Source organism: Mycobacterium aquaticum, from assembly GCF_002086485.1.
Classification (GTDB): domain Bacteria; phylum Actinomycetota; class Actinomycetes; order Mycobacteriales; family Mycobacteriaceae; genus Mycobacterium; species Mycobacterium aquaticum.
In genome coordinates, this window is record NZ_MVHF01000055.1 from 1 (window position 1) to 21,843 (window position 21,843).

Here is a 21,843-nt window from a genome sequence, read left to right on the forward strand (position 1 = left end):
CTCGAACCTACGACCTGCGGATTATCAGATCCGATGATTCGCCGGAGATCACCAAGGTCGTCGAACCCGAGCCCACCGACGACGTCGACGGCGACGAAGCGATGCCGGACGCAGCATGACAGTCGATGCCGGGCGGAGCATGACAGCGGACGCCCCATGGCGTCGGACAGTTGACGGGAATGTGTCTACCGTGGCCGAAGCGACGCAGGGCCGTGACGCGACTGTGTTCACATTCCCAGCCGCCACGGAGGCTCCTGGTGGTGTTATCCCAGCCATGCAGGTTACGCACCCGTTAATCATCGAATGGGAGATGTGGCACGTCGCCGCACGCAAGTCGCCTAACACGACCGTCGAGCGGATCCGCGTCATCAACCAGTTCGGCGACGAAGCTCGATGCGACCCGGCGACGGCAAGCTCGCTGATCATCATGCGGTGGCTACAGAGCCACGTCGACGACTGGTCTGACTCGACCGCGGCCACCTACCACAGCTACCTACGGTCATGGTTCAAGTGGCTCATCCTCCAGGACCATCGGGTTGATAACCCGATGCTGAAACTCGGGTCGCCCAAGTACCCGGATCGGGTGCCGCGGCCCGTGCCCGACGACGAGCTCATGCAACTCCTGACGACGCGAATGCATCACCGGACCCGCGTGATGATCCTGCTCGCGGCGCTGGCCGGCATGCGGGTGTCGGAGATCGCTCGCGTTCGCGGCGAGGACATCAACGTGAGCGCCGGCCTGATCTACATGATTGGCAAGGGGAAGAAACGCGACGCGTTGCCGCTGCACCCCCTGTTGATCGAGGCTGCACAGACTATGCCGATCAAAGGGTGGTGGTTCCCGTCGAATAGCCGTCGGCCCGGGCAGCACGTTCGAGGCAAAGCGGTCTCGGACATCATCGGGCGGACCATGAAACGGGCCGGTGTGAGGGGCACACCGCACTCGTTGCGACACTGGTTTGGAACGACGTTGCTCGACGAGGGCACCGACGTCCGCGTGGTGCAAACACTCCTGCGGCATCGTTCGCTCGCGACGACGGCGATTTACACCAAGGTTCCCGACCGCCACCGCCACGAGGCGGTCCGTCAGCTTGATCCGTTCCGCGCGAGGCGTCCCATCGAGTAGCGTCCGATGCCATGCCGGCTCGCCGTTCGCCTTGGTTAGACGACAGGTCAGCTCTCCTCGTGCGTTTGCTGGGCGAGGTGCACGGTCTCAAGGTTACCGAGGACTGTGTGCGCGACGACATCTCAGACCACCTCGACTACGTGGCGAAGCGGATGCGGATCGGCCGCCAGGCCGCCAAGGTCTACGTCACCGACGAGGCGATTGCTCAAATGGCCGATCGGATCGCGTTCGAGGTGTTCCACCGGTCGGAGCCCAATGGCCCGCCCTCGTTGCGTGTCGTGAAGTAGGCTCCCCGCTCACAGCAATGTGACAGCGAGGGGACAGCCAAATGCAGCCGACACCGACCGACCAGCCCGCGCCGCCTGCGAAGAAACGACGCAAGCCGTGGGTGATCGTGTTGGCCAGCATCGGCGGTGCGTTCGTGTTCCTGGTCATCCTCGGCATGATCGTCGGCCCGCAGGACCACCCGAAGGACACCGGTGCCTCGGCGGCGAGCACCACTGCCGCGCCGTCGAGCTCGTCGTCGGCAAGCCCGGCCCCCGCAGCGGCACCCGCCGAGCCCGCGCCGGTTGAGGAGCCCCCTGCCGCCCCGTCGGCACCGAAGACCTTCACGGGCGAACAGGTAACCGTCCACGTGGAGCCGGGCACCGCCGGCGACGTCGTGTTCGCAGAGTTCAATATCCACGACGGGTTCACCAAGAGCATGATCGCCCGCAACGCCCAACGCGATACCGTCGACATTCTCAAATGGGCCCACGAGGCGTACCCACAGGCATCCAAAGTCGTTGTGCAAGGCCGCTTCCCAATGCAGGACGATTACGGCAACGAGTCGAACTCGATCATCCTGAACGTCAACTACAGCGCGGCCACACTCGACAAGATCAATTTCGACAACGTCAGCTACGGCAAGATCTGGGATATCCGCGACGGCGGCATGGTGCACCCCGAGTTGCAACAGGGGTAGTCACCCCGGCATACGCAGGCCCCGAGGCGATTTCGCCTCGGGGCCTTCTGCGTTCTCAGGCCAGTTCGGACCACTCGGCCCAACTGGGATAGGGCCAGTCGTCGAACTGCACGATCGCGATGGGTGCGGTCTCGGCGTTGAGCAGGTTGCCCTTGCGTCCGGTGGCGCGTTCCTGGACTCGGGTCTCGGTGTTTGTCATGCCGCAAGCGTATCAAGAAACAGTAGCGTGCGCTACTGATTAACTGTTGCGTTCTCTACCAATATCGCTGTAGCGTGTGCATCGTTCAAGAGATGCGCACGCTACCGATAGGGGTTGGCCGGATGTTCGAGACAGTCCGCTTTGGAGCCGCCCGGGCCACCCACTACGGCATGCCCGACGGACGCGGAAACATCTGGCCCGCTTGCGGTCAACGCGTAAGCAGCTTCTCACTGCCCATGCCCGCCGAGGGCACGCCGACCTGCCGCAAGTGCCAGGCCCTATGAAGCGGCGCGCAGCCCGGGGGCTTGTCCCATGCCCTATGTAGCGTCCGCGACATGGCGGCAATAGCAACCACATCAACGCCTGAGAGGTGCACCGTGATCGCCGCAACCTGGGAACCCGACGCCGCCCACCGGCGGCTCGCCCGCTGGCAAGTGCGCGTGCTCGAACGGTGGGCCGACGAGGACGCCGCCGAGTTCGGCGACAACGAGGCCGAGCCGGATGCCTGACAGCGATACCGGATCCGTGACCGATCGGCTCATCGCCTGGGCGCGCAAATACGGCTGGCGGGTCGACGACCGCCGACCAACCGCCGGCGTCGTGTGGTTCAAGCGCGGCCTCGAATACGCCCACCTCGGCACCGACCGCGAGGGCGCTCGAGTCCTATCCGCATACGGAGGCGTGCAAGGCCGCCCGGTCCTGCACTGGGCCGCCAGCCGCGACCACGCGCGCGAGCTCGCCAACCATCTCCGAGCCGAGCCGCACCGCTACTGAGTTACCCCTCGCCCGTCCGAAATGCCGGTCGGCGGAACGCAATCGAGGGCACAGCCATTACCGGCACCAATGAGGAGAACCGTGTTTCGTAACGCGATTTCAAAGTGGGGGGTGCAACGCATCCTGTGGGCCATGGCCTCGGGCGGCGTCCTGGCCCTCACCGGCCTCGGGTGGGCGGCGCACGCCGACGCCCTGCCCGATCCGCGAGTGCCGTTGCCGCCGGTGTGGTGCCCGGGCAATGCTCCGGGTATCAGCTCGACCGGCTACGGCGCGTACTGCGAGGGCAGGAGCTTCCCGGATGGCAGCCGCCTGAATATCTATCGCATCGGATGGGCTTGGCAGCCGATGCGCTGCATCGTCCCGAACGGCACGCCGTTCCCAATCGACGTGGGGCCAACGGATGCGGCGGGGTGCTCGGATGACCGGCCGGGATCGAATCTGGCTGCACGCCGAACGGCTCCGCTGGCGCAAATCGACCGAGAGCACCCGCGAACACCACACCTACACGCATCCGGCGCATGGGTGGCGGATCGAGGTGTGGTTCACGCCAGCCGGCGCGATCACGCGGGCGATCCTGGTGGGGCCCGTGGGCACCTCGATCGGCATCAACGGCCGCAAGGCCGACAAAGCCAACACGGTGATCGACTGGCTCGAACGGCCTCACGAGTTCATCAAGCCGCCGGCCAGCGGCGCCGTCAACATGGTCGATGACCAGCAGCACGCGACCAGCGATGTACCCGAGGAGTGGCAGGGCCTGCCCGACTACCTGATTGATGAGCTGGACGGCAACGTGGTCGACCTCGACGCGGGGGGACGCGATGAGCGCCCTTGACCATCTGTGGTGCCCGGCGTGCGGGTGGTTCGGCCGGCGGAAGCGTCGCCGCGCCCGTGACGCTGCCGACGCGGCGCTCGTCGCGTTCCACGCTCGGCTCGCCGCTGAGGTCCGCGCCGAGCGGGAGGCTGAGCGGCGACGCAACGGGCCACTCATCACCCTGCTTGATCGAAACGGCGTCAAGATCGCCGGCCCGCTCACAGCGCGCGAGTTCGCCGAGGCCGGGGTGATGTTCGGATGACCGCCACCGCGTGGACGCTCGTCTCCGGGGTTGCGCTCGGGTTCGCCATGGCCTCGCTCGTCCTCGGCACGCCGACGATGTTCGGCGTCTCGCTGGCAATCGGCATGGTCGCCGTCATCGCCGCCGACCTCACCCGCATCTGCACCACCACACCCCCACGAGAGGACGTCGAACATGCCTAACGACAAGCGCCAACGCTCGGCGATCTGCGGGACCTGCAAGGGTGAGTTGCGCTATTACCCGCAACCGGCCGTCGACGGCGTCGAGACTGACACCGAGAGCAACTGGGCTCACCTCGACCCGCACGATTGGCTGACCAACCCACACCCGCCCACCCCGCAGGAGAGCAACCCCGAATGAGAATCACGACCAATCGCACCGAGGTCGTCGTGGAGGTGTACGAACTTCCCGATGAGATGCGCACCGGTACCGACGCCGAGCTCCTGGCCGAGGCCGACAAACGGGTACCGATCGAGGGCCGGCGCGAACCGCAGGGTGATTGGGTGGTCGTCGACCGCGGCGAGGACGACATCGAGCTCGCCGCGGCGGCCTACCGCGAGGCCAAGGCCGCCGTCGAGCGCGCCGAGGCCCGCGCCAAGGCCCTAGTCGTCGCAGACGATGGCACCCGCAGCGAGGCCAAGCTCGCCTCACTGCTCGGCGTCGACCGAATGACCATCCGACGGTGGAGGGGCAAGGCATGAGCGAGAACCCGCTCGACGGTCCCGAGGCCACGCCTCGCGAGGTCATAAGCGACGCACTCGGCGGGGGATGGTCGATGGCCGATGCCGCACTCGATGCGCTCGACCGCGCTGGATTCTCGGTCGTCTCGCGCGTATGGGTCGCACAGCTCGACCTCGCCGACGGCGATGCCGGTTATGTTGCCGTGCACACCACTCCCGAGGGCGCGGTCTCCGCGGTGATCAGGTGGGCTGGCCAGCTCGGCATCGTGGTCGATGACCTCACAACGGAATCCGGCTCGCAAACCCTTGACGCCCACCCCGAGGTCGCGAGCTATGGCGTGTACAACGTGCCGGTGGAGCGGTGAATTGGTGATTAGGTCGGGCCCGACCCGGCAATAGGCTCGATCTCGGCTGCCCCGCACCTCTCCAGCGGGGCGGCCGATCTGTTTGGTGGTCCCGAACGCGAGGCCCCTGTCGCCGCACGCTGGCGATGGGGGCCTCGTTGGTGTCAGCGCACCGGGGAATCGGCAGGGGGCCGCTCAGCCGGTTTCGGCCATCGGGCGGCCAGCCGCACGCAGAGGAGCACGACGCCGAGGACGCCCGGCCGAGGCGAGGAGCGTCGTGCCGATCACGAGGGCGGCGAGCTCACTGCTCGTCCACACCTCGCACACCTCGATCACGATGCCGGTACGAACCTTCCCACGGTCGTCAGATCAACCGAGGGCGGCGACCAGTCCGGGTCGTCCGGGTCGTACGACGTGACGGTCGGGCCGAGGAAGTAGAACCCGCTGAATCGGTATTGCTTGCCGAGGATCGTCATGGGTCCGAACTCGATGCGCCAGGCGATCCGGTTGGTGCCGAGTTCGAGGGTGTCGGCCGCATCGTTGGCGAGCAGCGGCACGCCCTCGGCGGCGAGCTGCTCGTCGATCTCGCCCTGAGTCGGCGGAACGGTTTCGCCGGCTGGCGCGGGTACTCGCGGCAACCGCAGCACGCCGGTTTCGATCCGCGCGGTGGTCGGAGTCAGCAGCACGGTCGTCGGCGGAACGAGTTCGGCGAGCTTGAGTTCGACCTCGCCCGTGATGATTCGGTTATCGGTGCCGACGAGATGCGGTGTCATCGTCACCTCGGCCCACGGCCGATATTGGTCGGGCCGGATCCCGACGTCGAGGGTGTCGGGAACGATCCCGCGGTAGTTGCCCTTGCAGAGGAACCACGGGAGCTCGGCGAGGTCGGCCATGGGGTTTCTCCTGTTCGGTTACAGCGGGTCCGCGTGCGGGTGCTCGCGGCGAATGAACGCGTTGAGCCGGCGCACGAGGTCGGTGTGCTCGCGCTTGATATCGCGGTCCTCGCCACGGAGGACGCCCATGTCAGTGCGCAGGCCACGAATGTCGCGGCCGTGGTCGTCCTGCCGCTCCTGAACCTCTTGCAGGATGACGCCTTGGCTCTCGACCAGCTGCACGAGGAGCTTGTTCTGTTGCTCCATGCGGTCGAGCTGGTCGCGCATGTTCTCGTCGTCGGGGTGGTCATTTTTCACCTCACCGCGGACGACCTTGACGTCCGCGGTGACGGTGTCCACTTTCTTGCTCACTGCCTCAACCTTGTTGGCCGTGGCGGTGAGCTGTTCGCGATCCTCAGACCGCCGCTCGCGGCCCTTTCGCTGGCCGATGATGGTGATCACCAGGTTGCTCGCGACGAACGCGATGACGCCGAGGAACGCCCACATGTTGTCGATCTCTCCCCAGTTCATTGCCCGGTCCACCACCATTTGATGAACGCGGCCAGGCGATTACCGGCGCGGGTGGCGATGGCAGCGGATACGCCGCACACGGCGGCGAATCCACACATCTGCCAGAACGTCACGCCTATCAGATCCGGGGTAGCACGGAGTCGATGACCTGTTCGGCCAGCGAACCGAGCGCGCTCTTGGCGACGTCGTGAATCTTGGCGAGATCCGCGCCGGCGTCCGCGTCGCGCTGTGCCGCCTCGGCTTTCGCGTTGACGGCAGCTTGCACTCCGTTGATCACCTGTTCGACGGGGGAGAGCGGTGCGGGTGTCGGTTCGAGCATGCCGGGTACCTTGGCCTGTCGGCCGAGGATCACGGCCGCGGTGGTCACGCCGGCCGTCGGAACGAACTGCAAGATCGCCTGAATCAGGTCATTGATGTTGTCGACCGTTCCGGCGTCGACGAGGTGGAACGCCTGGGCGATCACGCCGATCGCGCCGACCAGTGCGGTGCCGCCGTAGAGCGCCTTGCGGAAGTCAACCTTTTCCGAGCTCGCGAGTTTCATGGTCAGTTGGCCCCTTTCTGGGCAGCGACAAATGCTTGTAGGACAGCAGGATTGGTGTTCTGTAGATCGGTTATGACGCCGAGGGCTGCCACGTCGCCAGCTTTGGCGGCCCTCGCCACGTAGAGCAGCGCTGGCGGGTTGGCGGCCGCGATCTTGGCGAGCTTCGCCTTGGCGTGGTTGACGGGTCCGGGCAGGGTGCCGTACTGGCCCTTGCCGGCCGCGGTGCGCAGCATGCGATCTATCGCGTCGGGGTCGCCGAGCTCTGCGTCCGGTTCCACGATGGCGGTGCGGTGCAACGCCGCGTCGATCGCGCGCAGCAGCTCGACGAGCGGGATATCCTCCTCGCCGGGCGTGGCGTAGATCGACGCAGACGGAACTTTCCGATCGGACATGAGCAACTCCTCCAACGGGTCAACGGGTTCGGGATCGAGTAGGTCGGCGTTGGCGGCCAGGGCGCGGGCGTAGAACGTCTTGCGGGAGTCGAGCCCGTTATAGCCGCCGTTGACCATGAGGGTCGCGCCGTCGATGTTGCGGGCGTCGGCCATGTCGTTGAGCGACTGGCCGGCCTTGTTGCGGCGCGTCGTCCAGTACCAGGCGAACCCGAGGAACGCGAACCGATCGGTGGCCAGCAGCTCGGGGCGATCGACGAAAAACGTTGGGCTGTCGGCGCCGGGGATCTTGCGCGCGAACGCCCACGCCGAGAGCGCGGTGTAATTCGACCGGCCGGTGATCTGTAGAAAATCGCGGCCCTTGTACCGCTTCCCGTCGCCTCGCTGCGTGTTGCCGAGATCGGTGCGGCCCTCGTAGGCCGAGCCGTCGGCGATCTCCTCCTGGTAACGCAGCGCCCCGCTCTCGTGGAACAACTGCGCGATGCCCATCGCCCGCCGGTCGATCGTGTTGAGGTCTGCGAAGTGGAACGCGTCAATCAACTCCGGGAGCAGTGCTTGATACCGCGCGAGGGTCATGTCCTTGCGGTAGCCGCCGATCGACTGCAACAGGTTGGCGGTGAGGCCGGTCTGAACAGGCACCGCGACGGGGGGAACGACACCCCCGCCGCGAGCCGTCCCGCCGCGCCGCCACGTGCTGTACCCGTCGGCGCGGATCTTGCGGTCGATGAAGTTCTGCACCCGGGCCGCGTTGGCGGGCCCGTACGTGTCGTAGCCCATCTGAAAGTGCATGCTGTCCTTGGGGCTTGACCAGTTGTTGCCCCAAAACACCATGCCCTCGTACCAGGCGAGGAGCTCTTGCACCGCGGGCACCTGGTCGCCGGCGATGAGCACCGAGCCGTCCCAACCGGCACCGGCGCGGCCCATCGGGTGATCGTCCCAGTTGTAGTCGAACGCGGTCGCGCCCTTGTGGTTCGACGTATAGACGCTGTTGTCCTCGGTCCACGAGCCCTCGTCGGTGATACCGCGGGCATTCATCACCGGCTCGATGTACTGGTCAAGGTCCCGGAGGAACGCCTGCAAGATGATGAACGGGTGGCCCTTTTGGAACGGCAACCGCAGCGGCGTGCCCGGGATCGTGGCGTAGTCGCAGTCCACCAGATCGCACTCCGGCCAGCCGTTTTCGAGAATCATGCCGAGTGCCATGGGTCAGGTCTGCGCGTAGGTGTAGGTGGGGATGACGTCGACCTTGCCGTTACCGGCCGCGTTGATGGTCACACCCGGGGTCAGCGGGCGGCCGTAGCGGAACGTTGCACCGTTCCACACGCCGTACCAGAGGGCCGCGTCGCCGGCCTCGACATCGAATTGCACTGTCGAGCCGGTGATCACCGCGTTGCCGCCCACGATGGCCGCGGCACCCCACGCGGTGGTTTTCCGGGCGTAGCCGCCACCGGCGATCTCGTTGGCCCCGGTGGTGCCGGGATCGGCCCCGTGCAGGGAAATATCTGCGCCGAGCGTGCCAACGTAGTTGGCGACAGCCTGTTTCATCGCGTCGGTTGCGGCCATCGAATTCGTCAGCTCCTCGGGTCGAAAGCAGTGGGGCGGTTAGCCCGAATGGAATCAGCGATCGCGGGCGATAGATAGCCTGGTGTCACTGGTAGGCCCGCATCCACGCCTGACCGCGCGCGCCCGCACCGCCGCTTTGGGTGGATACCTGCGCGCCCGCCCCGCCGCCGCCGGGCGTGTTTCCGGCACTGCCCGCGGAGTTCTGTTGCGCGCCGCCGGTGTACGGCTGGCCGTTGTAGTTCTGGGTTCCGGGTGACTTGCCCGCAACGCTCGTGGCGTCCGAGACGGTGCCGCCCGCACCGCCGGTGGCGAGTAGCCCGGCCCACCCCGAGGCAGATGCCGAGGTGTTGCCGCCCGGGCCGCCGTTGCCAGCACTGCCGAAGCTGCCCGCGCCTGCGGTGCCGCCAGTGCCGATCAGCAGGGGGATAGGGCCGACGAGCATCGAGATGTCGACGCCGCGCTCGATCGTTCCCGTCGCCCAACCGCCGGCGTCGCCGCCCTTGCCCCACACGCTCGCGAAAGACATACCTTTGCCGCCGCCCCCGCCGCCGAGCAACACGACGTCGATGTAGCGGCACCAATATGGGATGAGCCAGTTGCCGTTTGCCGTGACGATGGTCGTGACCGGCGCGGTTGTCGGGAATGCCGCCGATGCGTCGGCGGTGCCCGTGCCGGCCGCCTGGGCGACGACCGCCCGCACGAGCGCGGTGGCCTGCACGGTGCCGATACCCGCAGCGGCCGCAACGATGTAGGGGACGATTGCCGAGGCTGTTCCTGAACCCGTTGCGTCGCCGCGCAATACCGGTTTGATAATCGCCGAGGCGGCGCCGAGACCCGCGCCGTCGGCCAGGACCGCGCGCACCCGCGTCGCTGCGTCGCCGATGCCGTTGCCCACCGCGGCCGCAGTCGCCAGGACCGACACAGCGGCCGCGGTGGTGCCGATACCGAACGCGTCGGCGAGGGCCGCGTAGGCGGCCGAGGCTGAGGCCGTGCCCTCGCCGGCGGCCGCGGCGACCACCTCGGCGACGATGGTGGCCCCGGGGATGCCCGCGCCGATCGCTGAGGCGAGGAGGTGCACCGCGGCTTCGCCCTGTGGGCCGCCTGTACCGGCGGCTGCCGCGGCGAGCTCGACGATCAACGAGCCCTCGGGAGTGCCGAATCCGACCGCGCTGGCGCTGAGGTGAAGCACGGTGATCCACCCGCGCACAGGGCCACGCAACACCGGTGGGGTGTGCGTGTCGGTCCACCCGGGCCGGTTGGCTCGCAGTGGGATCACAGGGCTCGGTGACCAGGAGGCCATCAGGTCACCGCGTAGCCGATCTGGGCGAGGGCGTCCTCGTGGCTTGTGCCCGGGGCGCACTCGTGCAGTCGATCGAGTGATCCGGCCGGTTCGCCGGTCGGAGTGCACGCCATGATGACGGTCGGTTCCATGAGGATCCGGTGCACGCCGCTGGTGATCACCGGTTGCCCGAGCTCGCTGAGCGTCTCGTCGAGGTGTGCCTTGGCGTGCTCGGTCATGCCGGCGTCGACGCTGACCGCCAGGTCGAGGCCATCACTGGTGCGGTAGTGCACGACGCCGAGGCCCCAGATAGCCATGTCGGTATCCATGCGGGTTGCGGTCAGAGTCATTGCAGCTCAGCGCCTTTACTTGTAGAGGATCGCGACCAGGCCCGTGCCCGGGGTGCCGGATTGTCCGGGGTTGCGGGTACCGCCGCCGGAGTTGACACAGCCGCCACCGCCGCCGGATCCACCGCCGGGGTGGCCACCGTTGCCGCCGGGGCCGCCGGTGACCGACTGGAGGACGTTGCCGGTGCCCTTGCCGCCGCCACCGCCGCCGCCCGCACCGCCGCACAGCGGGAGCGCGTTGGCGATGCCCGCGCCGCCGGCCTGGCCTGCGTTGCCGGTGCCTGCGCCGGCCGCCGAGCCGGGGCCGCCAAGTCCGCCCAATGCCACACCGGTGTCCTCGCCGGGCTGGCCCGCGTCACTGTTGGCCGAGTCGCGGCCGGTACCGCCGTTGCCACCCTTGCCGGGCTGCGAGGTTGTCTTGACGAACCCTTGGTCGACGCCGAGGCCGTTGGCCCCGGCCGCGCCGGCGAGTAGCACCGTCGCGCCTAGCTTGATCGAGGACTGTCCGCCGTCGGTTCCGGCGACCGAGGCGGGTGGGCCGACGGTGATATTGAGTGCGGTTGTGCCGGGGGTGATCCCGGTCATGTCGAGCTCGGCCGACAGGTAACCGCCGTCGGATCCGCCGACACCGCCGGGTGCCGAGGCAGCGTTCGATGCGGTTCCGTTCGCGCCCTTGCCGCCACCGTTGACGACGCAGCCGATCATCTGGCGCGTGCCCGCCGGGACGATCCAGTTCGGATTGTTCGATGTGAAGTAGGCGACGTTCCACCCGGCCGCTACCGCCGTGCGGATCTGGGCCATGGTGTCGCGGACCTCGGTGGCCGTGCCGGTGGCGGTAGTGGTGTTGTTCCACCCGTTGAAGATCGATTTGAACCCGTCATCGACCAGTCCGCCGAGCGCTGGCAATCCCTCGACGATGGCCTTAGGCACGGTGCCGGTGAGCTTGTCCGCTGCGAAAAACCCGTCGAGGCCGAGATAGCGGACCTTGTTCGCGATGTCGGCGATCGTGCCGCCGCTCGCGCCCTTGGCCGAGTCGAGGAACAGTTGCCATGTCGACAGCGGCAACAGGGCATCGAGGAGCGCGGCGAGCCCGGTGATCTTGCCGACGGCGATGTTGCCGATGTTGGCCAGGTTGAACAGTTGCGCGGCGTCGAATTTCCCGTCGAGGCCGATGTGGGTGAATCTGTTGATGACGTCGGCGATTCCGCCGCTGCCACCGGCGAGAGCGGCGAGCAGGTCGGCGAAGTTGGCGGCCCCGCTCGCGGCCGAGGCAAAGAGGTTGTTGAGGTTGTCGGGTAGGTCGAGTGTGAACGCCTCCTCTAGGAGCTGCGTCTTGTGCACGTCGCCGTCGTCAAAGCGGACATCGCCTGCTGTCGCCTGCGCGGTGACCACCAACTGTTGCCGAACGTATTTCACCCCGGCGGGCACGGTGTAGGTGCCCGACAGTGCCGCGGAGAACGGTGCGGACGTGCCGCCACCGCTGCCCACCGCGGCGAGCTCGGTGCTCGAAATCCAGTTGTGCGCAGCGTCGTACGCCTCGACCGTCATGCGCACCGGTGAGCCGCCGGTGGTGACCAGGCCGGTCCATCCGGCGTGAATGAGGAAACTGAGCTTCTGCCCGGTTGAGACCTCAATTTCGGGGTCGGACAACAGTTCGTGCAATGTGCCGTCGGCGGTGACTTTCGCGCAGCCGAGGGTGGTGCGGCCGGTTGTGCCGTCCCACGACCAGCCCTCGAACGCGTTGATCGAGTCGGCGTCTTGAAACTGTGGGTCGTCGAGCAGGTTCGGCGAATCGAGGCCGATCGAGGTCAGCGGGACGAAGCGCAGCAGGGCCGCGGGCAATTGGCCGTAGAGCTGCCAGGCCGGGAGCGCGCTCGTAATGTCGAGCACACCCTTGGGTTTGAGCACGCCGTTGATGAACTCGATCGCCGCGGTGTCGGGGTGAAAGAGGGCGTCGTTGAAGTCGAACGGGAAGAACGACCTCGAGTTGGTGAAATACCGGGTGATTGCGTCGAGGGGGTTGGTCCCGCCGCCCGCGATGCCGGTGACGGCCTGGGCGAGGGTCTCAAGGGACAGGCCGTGCGTCAGAAAGTAGGCGATGATGCCGCCGGGATCGTCGAGGTCGATGCCGTCGAACCCGCCGAGGATCTTGGGCAGGATCTCGGCGAGATCGCCGATGCCGATCGCGTTGGACAGAACTGCCAGCAGCGATGCCGGGTCGTGCAGGTCGATGCCGGTCGTGTTCTTGATGAACTCGATGACGGATTCGATCTTGTCGCGGATATCGCCGCCGGCGCGCTCCATGGTGTCGGCCATCGCCGATTGCCAATCGAGCTGCGAGCGCAGCGGATTGTGTAGCGACGTCTCGCCGGCCCCACGCGCGGTGTTGGGGTCGGCGAGTGTGTATTGGCCGGGGCGCGTTACGACCACGCGTCAGCTCACGGGGTAGAGCTTGCACGCGAGGTGCGAGCCGGGCGTCGCGTAGACGATCGAGCCGGTGCCGCCGACGCGCACGAGCAGCACGTAATAGACCATCGCCTGCCCTGCGGGGACGCGGCCTACAGCGCTGTCCGGGGCCACCGCGCGGCTCGGATCGCTGGTGTCCGACCAGTGTTCGCGAATGTGGGCGATCGTCTCGGCGTCGAGCGTCGACGGGTCATAGAGCGCGCGGGCGCAGAGCTGGCCGGTCTCGGGTGCGTTCGTCGAGCCCTGCGGCAGTGCCCGTATCTGCACCTCGACCTGAGCGTTGTTGAACAGACCCGAACGCTTCCAACGGATATGGCCGTCAAAGCTCGGGTAGTAGGCCTGGTCTTGAGGCGGGATGATGACCGTCCCGATCTGGTTGTAGGTCGAACCGTATGTCGACGCAGGCCCGAACGATCCCTCGGGAAGCGAGAACATCTTCGCGGCCCACGGCGAGGTGTCCGAGGGCCGGAAACCGGGCTTTCCTGCCCCGCCGGCGGTCGCCGAGTATGCGACGCCCTGGCCCTCAAGGAACGGGCCGTAGACGTCGGGCGCGCCGAGCATCGAGGTAGCCGGGCCAGCGGGCCCCGGGATCAACGGAACGTCGACCGTGAAGATCGGGTTGAGTGTGTCGCCGCTCTCGGCGACGTTGAGGGTGAGCGGGTAGCTGATGCCGCCGGCGGGCGGCTGGACACCGCGCGCGTGGATCGTGAGATCCGGTGTGGGCCCGGGCGGGCCGGGGATCGCGCCGAGCAGCACGCGGTACCCGGTGCCAGTCCAGATGTGCCAGTAACCGGCGATGTACCAGGCGCGGCCAGCGTCGGCCGGGCCGAGCGCGCCGGGCCCGGAGGCCGGCGGGAGGTCGACATCGCTGGTGATCGTCGAGTTCCACTCAGGCCGCCAGAACGGGGCCGGATCGCCCTTGTCGCCCTTGTCGCCCTTGATCGCGTCGAGAACGATGTTGTCCTCGCCGGGCATGAGGGTGAACGTGCCGACGATCGTCTGTGGGTCGCCGGGGTTGCGCGGCGCAATGTAGAACAGCACGCGGATAAACCGCTCGCCGACGAACAGGGGCTCGGTGGGGATGATCCCCAAGGTGGGGGCCGTCACTGCTGGCTCCTATCTCGCTCGATCTTTTCCGCCCACGGCTCGGGTTCGACCGCCGGCTTGCTCTCCTCTTCGGCCCACTCGGTGCCCGCGGCGAACATCTCGGCCATCGCCGCGCGCACCTCGTCGCTGACACCACGCATCGCGTTCTCCTGCATGGCCTTGATGCGGGCTTTGGCCTCGGCCTGCGCATCTCGCGCGCGGTCGCCGGCCTTGTCGTTCTTGGTCAGCACCCACTTGATCGAGTCGGTGTGCAGGCCATCGGGATTGCGCACGGGCCGGATGAACGCACCTCGGCCGGTGGCCGCATCGAACGGCGGGTAGTTCGGATCCGCGTCGACGCCGGCGAGCGCCTGGTGCAACGCGAGCTGTTGCAACATGTCCTCGGGCAGGCCCATGCCCCACCCCTGCGGACCGACCGCATCGCGCAAGGTTTCCTTGAGCCGATCCCACCGCGCGAACAACTCGTCGAGCTCCGCTTGGGTGAACTCACGCTCGTAGGGGAAGTTCGGAAATACCAGCTTGCCCTTGGTTTTCTTGCGTCGCAGCCGTGCCGCCTTGCTCACCTCAATACCTCTCTCATCAGAACAGGTCTCCCGAACCGGCCAGCAGCGCAGCGAAATTGGCGATGTTCGACATCGTTCGGAACCCGCGCGCTACCGGGTCCTCCTCGCGGGAGTCGTCGCCGAACGAGATGACCGGTCGACCAACCTCGGTGCGAGATCCCTCGGCGCGGATCGCCCACACGTTCTGCGTGTAGGTGATGCCCCGGATCTCGGCAGCGACGCGATCGCCAAGCCAGTAGTCCTCGCCGAGCACGTACGGTTGCCCGTCGCCGACGTCGAATTTCTGCGACCGGTAGGCCTTCATCGCAGCGTCGCCGGCGGCGAGGTCCTGAATCGCGTTTACGGTGTACGCCGACCCGCCGCCCTGGTGGAAATATTCTCGGAATGCGTAACTACCAGCTTTGCTAGAGCGCAGCGGATTTACATAGCGTTGGAACGCTAGAAATACGTCGTCAAGCTGGCCCTGATAAAGGTTGTCGAGGCCCTCAACGCCGTATGCCTCCTGGCCCAAAATGACCTGTGCCAGCTGAGATATGCCGTATCTGATGGCAAATGTAATTGCCTGATTTACCCACTGGGGCGATTTACCGCCAACGATAATGTCGGTGGCTTGTGACTTATGAATAACGAACTTTGATTTGCGGACATTGCCATAGCCGACGTCGCGATAAACGAATGGCGTTGGCTTCGGCGCGACAAGCAGTAGCTTGCGGATCAGGGGGTCGACCTCGCCGTCATGGTCGGCGTCGACCGGGATGAACGTCTCGGTGATCAGGTCGTCGAGCGTCGCGGCGAACAGGTTGAGCGCGCCGTCGGCCATGGTGCCCGTGGGCCCCGTGACACCGCTGACGTTCTCGAACGACAGGATCACGCACGCCCTGGTCGGCTTGAGCAGTTCGGCCAGCTCGGGCCCAAACATGGTGTAGGGGGCGGGGTCTCCCGGGAGCCATGTGTACGCGCGGCAGATCACGCCGGCGTCCTTCATCACCGGTGAGAGCACGGTGTGCGCGTCTTTCCAGCGGGCCGCGACTGTGCACCAACGAGATTGGTCGAACAGTGTCGCAATCGGCATCACCTGAACGGGCCAATTGAGCGGCGACGCGTTCTGGATCAGAGTCTCGGGCGCGAAGATGTTGCGCGGGATCGGCGAGAACCCGTTGAGCGAGAACAGGCGGAAACAGTTGACCCACGTCGACATTGCGCAGGTAGAGGCGGTGGGGCCACCCCACAGGAACATCTTGGGGAGCTGTACCTCGGCCGGGGTGATGGGGTTGGCTGCGAGGTAAATTCCCTTGAGGTGCCGTCGATTTGAGATGCAATTGAGCGTCGTGATCGACGCCTCGCCGGGGTTGTCCTCGCCCTCGATCGTGACGACCTTGCCGCCCCAACGCATCCGCCAGTCGTGCGGCTTGTCGGGATCGGGGTCGATCGTGACGTGAATGTCCTCGTCGTCATCGATCTGGTACGTGAGAATCTCACGCAGCCAATCCATGTCCTTGCCCGAGAACGTGATGTGAGCCTCGCCGTCATCGGTGGCGAGCTCTTCCCAGTCCCACCGATCGAGGTTTTCGACGCGGGCGATGAACCGCATCTCTTTGTCCCACACCCGGATTAGTGGGGCCTTGGTGCGCCGGTTCATGTAGGCAAACCGGCGTTCCATGAGGTGCATGCGCAGCTCGGGGGAGAACTCGCCCGACTCGGTGCGCGGGTCGAGCGCGCCGCCGATGGCCGATACGAACCGATCGAGTAGCGCGGTCATGCGAGTGCGCTCTCGAACCGCTGCGGGAGCTGGCACCAGATCTTGCCGCCGGGCTGCTCATGGCGCACGGGCAGCGTCGCAACGCTCTTGGGTGGAATCGGCACCGAGAACCCTTGGCCGCGGAACCGTTGCAGCAAGGGCAATCCGCTGTCGCCGTACTGGCCGACGAGCCAGTCGAGCAGCTCGTTTTTGCGGATGAACTTCTTGACGATGTTGTCGACCGGATCCTTGGCCGAGATCGCGATCCGGTGGTTCGGGTCGGTGTCGATGATCGCGTGCTCGCCCGGTTGGAGCTCGGGGATCTCGATCATGTTCGCGTCGCGGGTGCGGGTGAACGTGCCGAGGATCTCGTCGACGAACGGGATCCCGAAGAGCTTGCCGACGCGAGGCCAGTCGTCGAGCGGGTTGCGCTCGCCCGAGGTGAACGCGTTGGGCCCGTCGGGCAGCCAGATCCGGCCTGGCGCACTGACGAAAAAGATGGGCCAGGCCGGTTCCGTGCCGCGGTTCGCGACCCGGATGGTGCCGACGCTGGGCACGCCCGCCGAGCGGATGAACGGCTTGGGGCAGGCGTCAGGTCGCCGCCAACGCGGTTCGCCGTCGGCGGCGAGGATCACCTCGTGCAGCGCGACGCGCTGATATGCCGGGTCATCGGGCAGCGCGCACTTGGGCGCTTCGAGGAGCTGCATCGGGATCCACAGCTGCCCGTGTCGGCGGGTGGTGACCGAAAACCATCCGGTCGCATCCTTTTTGCAGCCAGCCCAGAACCGAGACTCGGTGTCGTACCAACCCAATTTGGTCGACGACATCAGCCCGAGGGTGAACGAGATCTCGCGGCGACCGTCGACGGTGCGCTCGAACTTGGGCGGCCCGTAAGCCGGTGTGGTCCAAACGCCCTCAAACGGGACGTGCACCATGCCGTCGATGGCACCGGTGATGAATGCGCCCTCAGTGCCGGCCATCGTCCCTGTGAGGGGCCAGTAGCGGCCGTCGGCACCGATCCATGCGCACGACACGCCCTCGGCCCGCGCAGCGGGCGAGAGCTGCGACCACGGCACCACGCGGCGCTGTCCGCTGATGGCAGGCGGGATCTCTGTGGTGGTCACGTGCCCATCACCCCGGGAGCCGCGGTGTAGGTCCCATACCGCGGCGTCTTGAGCAGCGTGCGGCGGATGAGTTGCGCGTTGCTCGCCTCGGTCATCTGCGGGTTCTGGATCGTGACGTTGGTGCTCGCATCGATCGGTCCCGGTGGTGCGGCGGTGCCCTGGTGAACCGTCGGCAGGTCGGCCGGGTTGGGCAGCATCGACGAAACGTTCGGGATCATGCCGAACGGCAGCGCCGAACCGGTCGGGCCCGCATCAGCGGCCGCGCCCGGCTGCGTCATCTCCAATGCACCCGGAATGCCTTGCAGCAGACCGCCGGCGAACCCGGATCCCTGCGGGGTCCACTTGATCCCAAGAATCGCCTGGGCCAGCTTGACGACACCGAGCTCGCCCGGATCGGGGAACAGGTCGCCGAGTCCGAATGTGTCCTTGAGGAACTGCGACGCGATCGAACCGACCTCGCCGAGCGGCGAGTCGCCGCCGTCCTGGCCGCCGTCCTTGCCTTTGCGGGGCTTACCGCGTTTCGTCTCGGCGAGGTCGTCCTTGGCCTGGTCGCGTTCACGCTCCGCTTTGGCCAGCTCGGTCTTTGCGTCGTCGAGCAGACGTTGCGCGGTCGCGCGCTGTGCCGGCTTGGCCTCGTCGAGCTTGCGTTGCCGCTCCTCGACGAGTGCCCGTTTCTTGTCGACGGTGGCCTCGCGGTCGTCGACTCGATCCTGTGCCTCGCGAAGCTGTTTCGGTGTGCTCGGCTCGTAGCCGTACCCGCCGCCACCGCTGAGGCCGGACATGCCGCTCGCGGTGCCGCCGCCGAGCCCGCTGAGGCCGCCACCACCCGATGCGCCCTCGGCGTAGAGATTCTCGAGCGGTAAGAACATGTGTTTGTCGAACCCGGAGTCGTCGCCGCCCTTGGCATCCGAGCCGATCGTGAATACACCGTTGCTGCCGCCGGCCTCGGCGTGCTGGCCGTTCGTCAGCGTCATCGCCATGTGGCCGTCGTTGGGTGCGGGCCCTCGGTCGTACCACCCGACCGTCATCGCGCCGGGGCCGCCGATGCCCTCGCGGAACCCGAGCTTGCTGAGCCACTCGCCGGCGTTCTTGGTCGTCATCAGACCGCCGCCGCTGTCCATGCCGAGCGCCTTGAGGATGACCCGGGCGACCATGCCCGAGCAGTCGGTGCGGTTGCCCTGGCTGTAGCCGGTGCCGGCCATCGAGAGTGCGGCCTCGACGTCGGGCCCGTCGCCGACCACACCGCCACCGCGGTAGCCGGGCAGCATCGCGTGCAGCAGGGCCGCGGGGGGCACCCATCCGGCGTTGAGAGCGGCGACGACGGGTGCCCCGCCCTTGTCCATCGCGCCGGCCTTGACGACGCCCTCGCCGGTCGATACGAGCGCGGTCGGTCGGCCCTTGGTGTCGATGCCGAGGATCGAGTCGCTCGTGCCGGTCCCGGGCCCCCAGAGGACACCAGCGGAGGTGCGGCCGGCGACACCGCCGTCGCGCAGCCCGGCGAGGGTGGTACCGAGATCCTTGGCGACCTGCGCGCCGGGGATCTCGACGGGACCGATCTTGAGCGGAACCTTTTGCAGGACACCGCCCATCCACCGCAGCGGGCCCTTGACTGCGTTGATCACCGCGTCGAGCGCGCCCTTGACCACGCCAGCCAGGCCCGACCACACGCTCGACACGAAGTCGGAGACGCCCTTGAATGCGTTCTTGATCAGGTCGAATATCGGTTGCAGCGCAGACCATCCCGCCGAGAACGCTGACTTGATGCCCTCCCATGCGGGCACGATCGCGTTGTTCCATAGCCAGGTCGCACCGTCACCGATCGCGGAGAAACCGGCTTTCCACGCGTCCCAGATCGGCGCGACCACCGCGGCGGCGAGGCCGACGGCGAGCTGAAAGTCGTGCCAGATAGGCAGGAGCACGGTGTCGAACACGTACTTGCCGACGTCGGCGAGTGCGCCGAATGCAGACTTGATCGCATCGATCACCGGGGAGATCACCGACCAGGCCACAGAGATCGCGCCCTTGAGTAGGTCCCACGCGCCGACGAACACGTCCTTGATGAAGCTGGCGACGCCGACGAGGATCTCGGCGCCAATCTTGATGCCTTGGAACGCGATCTGTGCGGCCCGCTGGCTCGCGGTGAACGCGCGGATCATGATCGGCACGGTCACGCCGAGGGTCTTGATCGCGCCAAGGAGCACGCCGCCGATGACCATGCCGACGGCCTTGAGGATCGGCAGCGACTCGCGGAACGTCGCGCCGATCTGGCGGCCGAGGTCCGACAGCGGGCCCTTGAGCTTGCCGAGGTATTCCGAGAGCGCCGGCATGATGTACGTGCGGAACGCCTCGCCGATCGAGCCGAGCACGTCCTTGACCGGGCCGATCGAGGCACCCACATCGGCGAACATCGCCTTGAACGTGTCGCCGTACTGCTGTAGCCACTGTGGTCCCTCGCCGTCGACGATGCTGGTGAACCAATTGCCGATCGCGATGAGCGGACCGTCGATGACGTCGAACAGCTTGAGCTTGAACGCCTCCCACGTGTTCGAGAGGGCCTCGACGACACCGGGTAGCCCTTGCATTTGCGCGGCGGCCATCTCAGCGGCCGCGCCCTGGCGGTTGACCGCGGCCGCTGAGTCGTCCCACATCTGAGCGCCGCCCTTGGCCGCGATCATCGAGGCGCGCATCGCGTCGGATCCGAACAGAACCGCGGTGGCAGCTTGGAATTGCTCATCGGTCATGCGTTGCGACGCCGCGGCAACCTGTTTCATCATCGACTCGACGCCGACGAACTTGCCCTGGGCGTCGTAGAGCGAGAGACCGAGTTCCTCGATCGCGCCCTGCGCGGGCTTGCCTTGGTCGGTGATCGCCAGCAGCGATGTCTTGAGCATCGTTCCGGCGTCCGAGCCGTTGATGCCCATACGCGAGAACATCGTGAGCGCGGTGAGGGTGTCCTCGATCGAAACGCCGAAACCGGCTGCGGCAGAGCCGCCGGCCTGCATCGCGATACCGAGGTCGTGCACGTCGGCCGAGCTCGCGTTCGCTGAGGCGGCCAACAGGTCGGCGACGTGCGTCGCGTCAGTCGCTTTGAGCGAGAACATGTTGATCGCAGCGGATTGGATTTTCGCGGCCTCTGCGGCGTCGAGCTGGCCGGCGGTGGCGAGTTGCAGGGTGCCACGCGCGGCGTCCATTGCCTGTTGCGCGGTCATGCCGCCCTTGGCGAGTTCGAGCATCGCCTCGCCGGCGTCTTTCGTTGACACGCCTGCGAGGTGGACGTCGGAGCCGAGCGCCTTGGCTGCGTCGCGCATCGCGTTCATGCGTGCCGCGGTCATGTCCGCGGTATCGCCGGCCTGGGCGGTGACACCCGAGAACGCGTTGACGGTGCGCTCGAAATCGATGCCGGTGTCGAGTGCGCTCTTGAACAGTGAGCCGACCGCGGCGACGCTCACGACCCCGGCGATGCCGCCCATGAATGCGCCGCCGATCTTGCCGCCGATCCCGCCGGCGAGCGACGTGAGACCGCCGCTCTCGCCTTGCATTCCGGCGCGGAACCCGCTGAACAGGCCGCCGCCCTTGCCGCCGGCTCCACTGGCTCGGCGACGCGCGTCGGCGAGCTCCTGCTCGGCGGCCTTGGCTTCGCGGGTGGCCGCGGCCTCCTGGCGGCGGGTGGTCGCCACCTTGGCCTCGGCGCTCATCGCGTTCGTGGCGGCAGTGCGGGCCCGCTCGCGGGCCGTGCTTACTTGCCGCTCAGCCGTTTCGAGTTGCTTACTCGTGGCCTTGCCGCCGTCGCGAAGCTCTTTGAGTCGACGCTCGGCAGTGCCGACGGCCGATGCCCGCGATCCCGCAGTTTTCCGTAGGTCGTCGAGTTTCTTCTCGGCGATGCGGGCTTGATTCGCCGCGTCGGCGACCTTTTCGAGGGCGGCCTCGTGGCTCTTGGCGGCCGAGGCCACAGCGTTCGCCGACGCCTTGAGGCCTGCGCCGACGTTGTTGCCGATGTCGAGGCCGAGGCTCTTACCGAACCCGCCGAACGACTTTCGCATCGAGGCGTTGACCTTGCGGTCGATGCCGTCGAACGACGGGATCACCGGTAGCGCGTAATAGCCGATCGAATCGATCGCCACCGGTCACCGCCTTACGAGGTCGCAAACGACGTGTCTGCTCTC

The 21,843-nt window shown here is 67.0% G+C and carries 25 protein-coding genes; 11 read left to right on the top strand and 14 right to left on the bottom strand.

Annotated elements, in window-relative coordinates; all coding sequences use genetic code 11:
• Positions 1-190 precede the first annotated feature (190 nt).
• From BST13_RS39990 to BST13_RS33425, 3 genes are read left to right on the top strand one after another with little or no spacing between them, the layout of a single operon-like run.
• Positions 191-1,126, top strand: coding sequence for a tyrosine-type recombinase/integrase (locus BST13_RS39990; protein WP_245839910.1), 936 nt, complete (start codon positions 191-193; stop codon positions 1,124-1,126).
• 59 nt (positions 1,127-1,185) lie between these two features.
• Positions 1,186-1,413, top strand: a complete 228-nt coding sequence (locus BST13_RS33420) for a hypothetical protein (RefSeq protein ID WP_245839911.1) — start codon at positions 1,186-1,188, stop codon at positions 1,411-1,413.
• A 41-nt stretch (positions 1,414-1,454) separates the two neighbouring features.
• Positions 1,455-2,090, top strand: a complete 636-nt coding sequence (locus BST13_RS33425; RefSeq protein WP_083169847.1) for a hypothetical protein — start codon at positions 1,455-1,457, stop codon at positions 2,088-2,090.
• Positions 2,091-2,145: 55 nt separating this feature from the next.
• Here BST13_RS33425 and BST13_RS39195 read toward each other — a convergent pair whose 3' ends face one another.
• Positions 2,146-2,289: a hypothetical protein gene (locus tag BST13_RS39195; RefSeq protein ID WP_158087245.1), complete on the bottom strand. Its 144-nt coding sequence runs from the start codon at positions 2,287-2,289 to the stop codon at positions 2,146-2,148.
• Between the two features lie 377 nt (positions 2,290-2,666).
• On the opposite strand from BST13_RS39195, the gene BST13_RS40270 reads away from it, so the two are divergent.
• From BST13_RS40270 to BST13_RS33465, 8 genes are all read left to right on the top strand, one after another.
• Positions 2,667-2,798, top strand: a complete 132-nt coding sequence (locus BST13_RS40270) for a hypothetical protein (protein ID WP_281254785.1) — start codon at positions 2,667-2,669, stop codon at positions 2,796-2,798.
• Positions 2,791-3,063 (top strand): hypothetical protein, encoded by a 273-nt coding sequence (locus tag BST13_RS33430; protein ID WP_083169849.1) that lies wholly within the window; start codon positions 2,791-2,793, stop codon positions 3,061-3,063. Before BST13_RS40270 ends, BST13_RS33430 begins: the two co-directional genes overlap by 8 nt.
• Before the next feature lie 418 nt (positions 3,064-3,481).
• Complete coding sequence (locus tag BST13_RS33440; RefSeq protein WP_083169851.1) at positions 3,482-3,895, top strand: hypothetical protein; 414 nt, start codon at positions 3,482-3,484, stop codon at positions 3,893-3,895.
• Positions 3,882-4,136, top strand: coding sequence for a hypothetical protein (locus BST13_RS33445; protein ID WP_083169853.1), 255 nt, complete (start codon positions 3,882-3,884; stop codon positions 4,134-4,136). The genes BST13_RS33440 and BST13_RS33445 overlap by 14 nt, the downstream gene beginning before the upstream one ends.
• Positions 4,133-4,318, top strand: a complete 186-nt coding sequence (locus BST13_RS33450) for a hypothetical protein (protein WP_083169854.1) — start codon at positions 4,133-4,135, stop codon at positions 4,316-4,318. Before BST13_RS33445 ends, BST13_RS33450 begins: the two co-directional genes overlap by 4 nt.
• Complete coding sequence (locus tag BST13_RS33455) at positions 4,311-4,496, top strand: hypothetical protein (protein ID WP_083169856.1); 186 nt, start codon at positions 4,311-4,313, stop codon at positions 4,494-4,496. The genes BST13_RS33450 and BST13_RS33455 overlap by 8 nt, the downstream gene beginning before the upstream one ends.
• On the top strand, positions 4,493-4,837 hold the full coding sequence (locus tag BST13_RS33460; protein WP_083169858.1) for a hypothetical protein: 345 nt from the start codon (positions 4,493-4,495) through the stop codon (positions 4,835-4,837). The genes BST13_RS33455 and BST13_RS33460 overlap by 4 nt, the downstream gene beginning before the upstream one ends.
• Positions 4,834-5,181: a hypothetical protein gene (locus tag BST13_RS33465; protein WP_083169860.1), complete on the top strand. Its 348-nt coding sequence runs from the start codon at positions 4,834-4,836 to the stop codon at positions 5,179-5,181. Before BST13_RS33460 ends, BST13_RS33465 begins: the two co-directional genes overlap by 4 nt.
• A 311-nt stretch (positions 5,182-5,492) precedes the next feature.
• Here BST13_RS33465 and BST13_RS33470 read toward each other — a convergent pair whose 3' ends face one another.
• The 13 genes from BST13_RS33470 to BST13_RS33530 form a co-directional block, all read right to left on the bottom strand.
• Entirely contained in the window at positions 5,493-6,053 is a 561-nt protein-coding gene (locus BST13_RS33470; RefSeq protein ID WP_083169862.1) for a hypothetical protein, read from the bottom strand.
• Between the two features lie 18 nt (positions 6,054-6,071).
• Positions 6,072-6,581: a hypothetical protein gene (locus tag BST13_RS33475; RefSeq protein WP_142282898.1), complete on the bottom strand. Its 510-nt coding sequence runs from the start codon at positions 6,579-6,581 to the stop codon at positions 6,072-6,074.
• 100 nt (positions 6,582-6,681) lie between these two features.
• Positions 6,682-7,104 carry a hypothetical protein gene (locus tag BST13_RS33480; RefSeq protein ID WP_083169866.1) on the bottom strand — a complete coding sequence of 141 codons (423 nt, stop codon included), beginning with the start codon at positions 7,102-7,104 and terminating at the stop codon, positions 6,682-6,684.
• A gap of 2 nt (positions 7,105-7,106) precedes the next feature.
• On the bottom strand, positions 7,107-8,696 hold the full coding sequence (locus BST13_RS33485; protein ID WP_083169868.1) for a M15 family metallopeptidase: 1,590 nt from the start codon (positions 8,694-8,696) through the stop codon (positions 7,107-7,109).
• A gap of 3 nt (positions 8,697-8,699) precedes the next feature.
• A complete protein-coding gene (locus BST13_RS33490; protein WP_083169870.1) occupies positions 8,700-9,056 on the bottom strand; it encodes a phage tail fiber protein in 357 nt (118 codons plus the stop codon).
• 85 nt (positions 9,057-9,141) lie between these two features.
• Positions 9,142-10,356 (bottom strand): glycine-rich domain-containing protein, encoded by a 1,215-nt coding sequence (locus BST13_RS33495; protein WP_142282899.1) that lies wholly within the window; start codon positions 10,354-10,356, stop codon positions 9,142-9,144.
• Positions 10,356-10,685, bottom strand: a complete 330-nt coding sequence (locus BST13_RS33500; RefSeq protein ID WP_142282900.1) for a DUF7572 family protein — start codon at positions 10,683-10,685, stop codon at positions 10,356-10,358. Before BST13_RS33500 ends, BST13_RS33495 begins: the two co-directional genes overlap by 1 nt.
• Positions 10,686-10,700: 15 nt before the next feature.
• Entirely contained in the window at positions 10,701-13,112 is a 2,412-nt protein-coding gene (locus BST13_RS40275) for a hypothetical protein (protein WP_083169876.1), read from the bottom strand.
• Positions 13,113-13,115: 3 nt separating this feature from the next.
• Entirely contained in the window at positions 13,116-14,255 is a 1,140-nt protein-coding gene (locus BST13_RS33510) for a hypothetical protein (protein WP_245839912.1), read from the bottom strand.
• Positions 14,252-14,818 carry a phage gene 29 protein family protein gene (locus BST13_RS33515; RefSeq protein ID WP_083169878.1) on the bottom strand — a complete coding sequence of 189 codons (567 nt, stop codon included), beginning with the start codon at positions 14,816-14,818 and terminating at the stop codon, positions 14,252-14,254. The genes BST13_RS33510 and BST13_RS33515 overlap by 4 nt, the downstream gene beginning before the upstream one ends.
• Before the next feature lie 16 nt (positions 14,819-14,834).
• Entirely contained in the window at positions 14,835-16,577 is a 1,743-nt protein-coding gene (locus BST13_RS33520; protein WP_083169880.1) for a Gp37-like protein, read from the bottom strand.
• Positions 16,574-17,680, bottom strand: a complete 1,107-nt coding sequence (locus BST13_RS33525) for a hypothetical protein (protein WP_083169882.1) — start codon at positions 17,678-17,680, stop codon at positions 16,574-16,576. Before BST13_RS33525 ends, BST13_RS33520 begins: the two co-directional genes overlap by 4 nt.
• Complete coding sequence (locus tag BST13_RS33530; RefSeq protein ID WP_083169884.1) at positions 17,677-21,801, bottom strand: phage tail tape measure protein; 4,125 nt, start codon at positions 21,799-21,801, stop codon at positions 17,677-17,679. The genes BST13_RS33525 and BST13_RS33530 overlap by 4 nt, the downstream gene beginning before the upstream one ends.
• Positions 21,802-21,843: the final 42 nt, after the last annotated feature.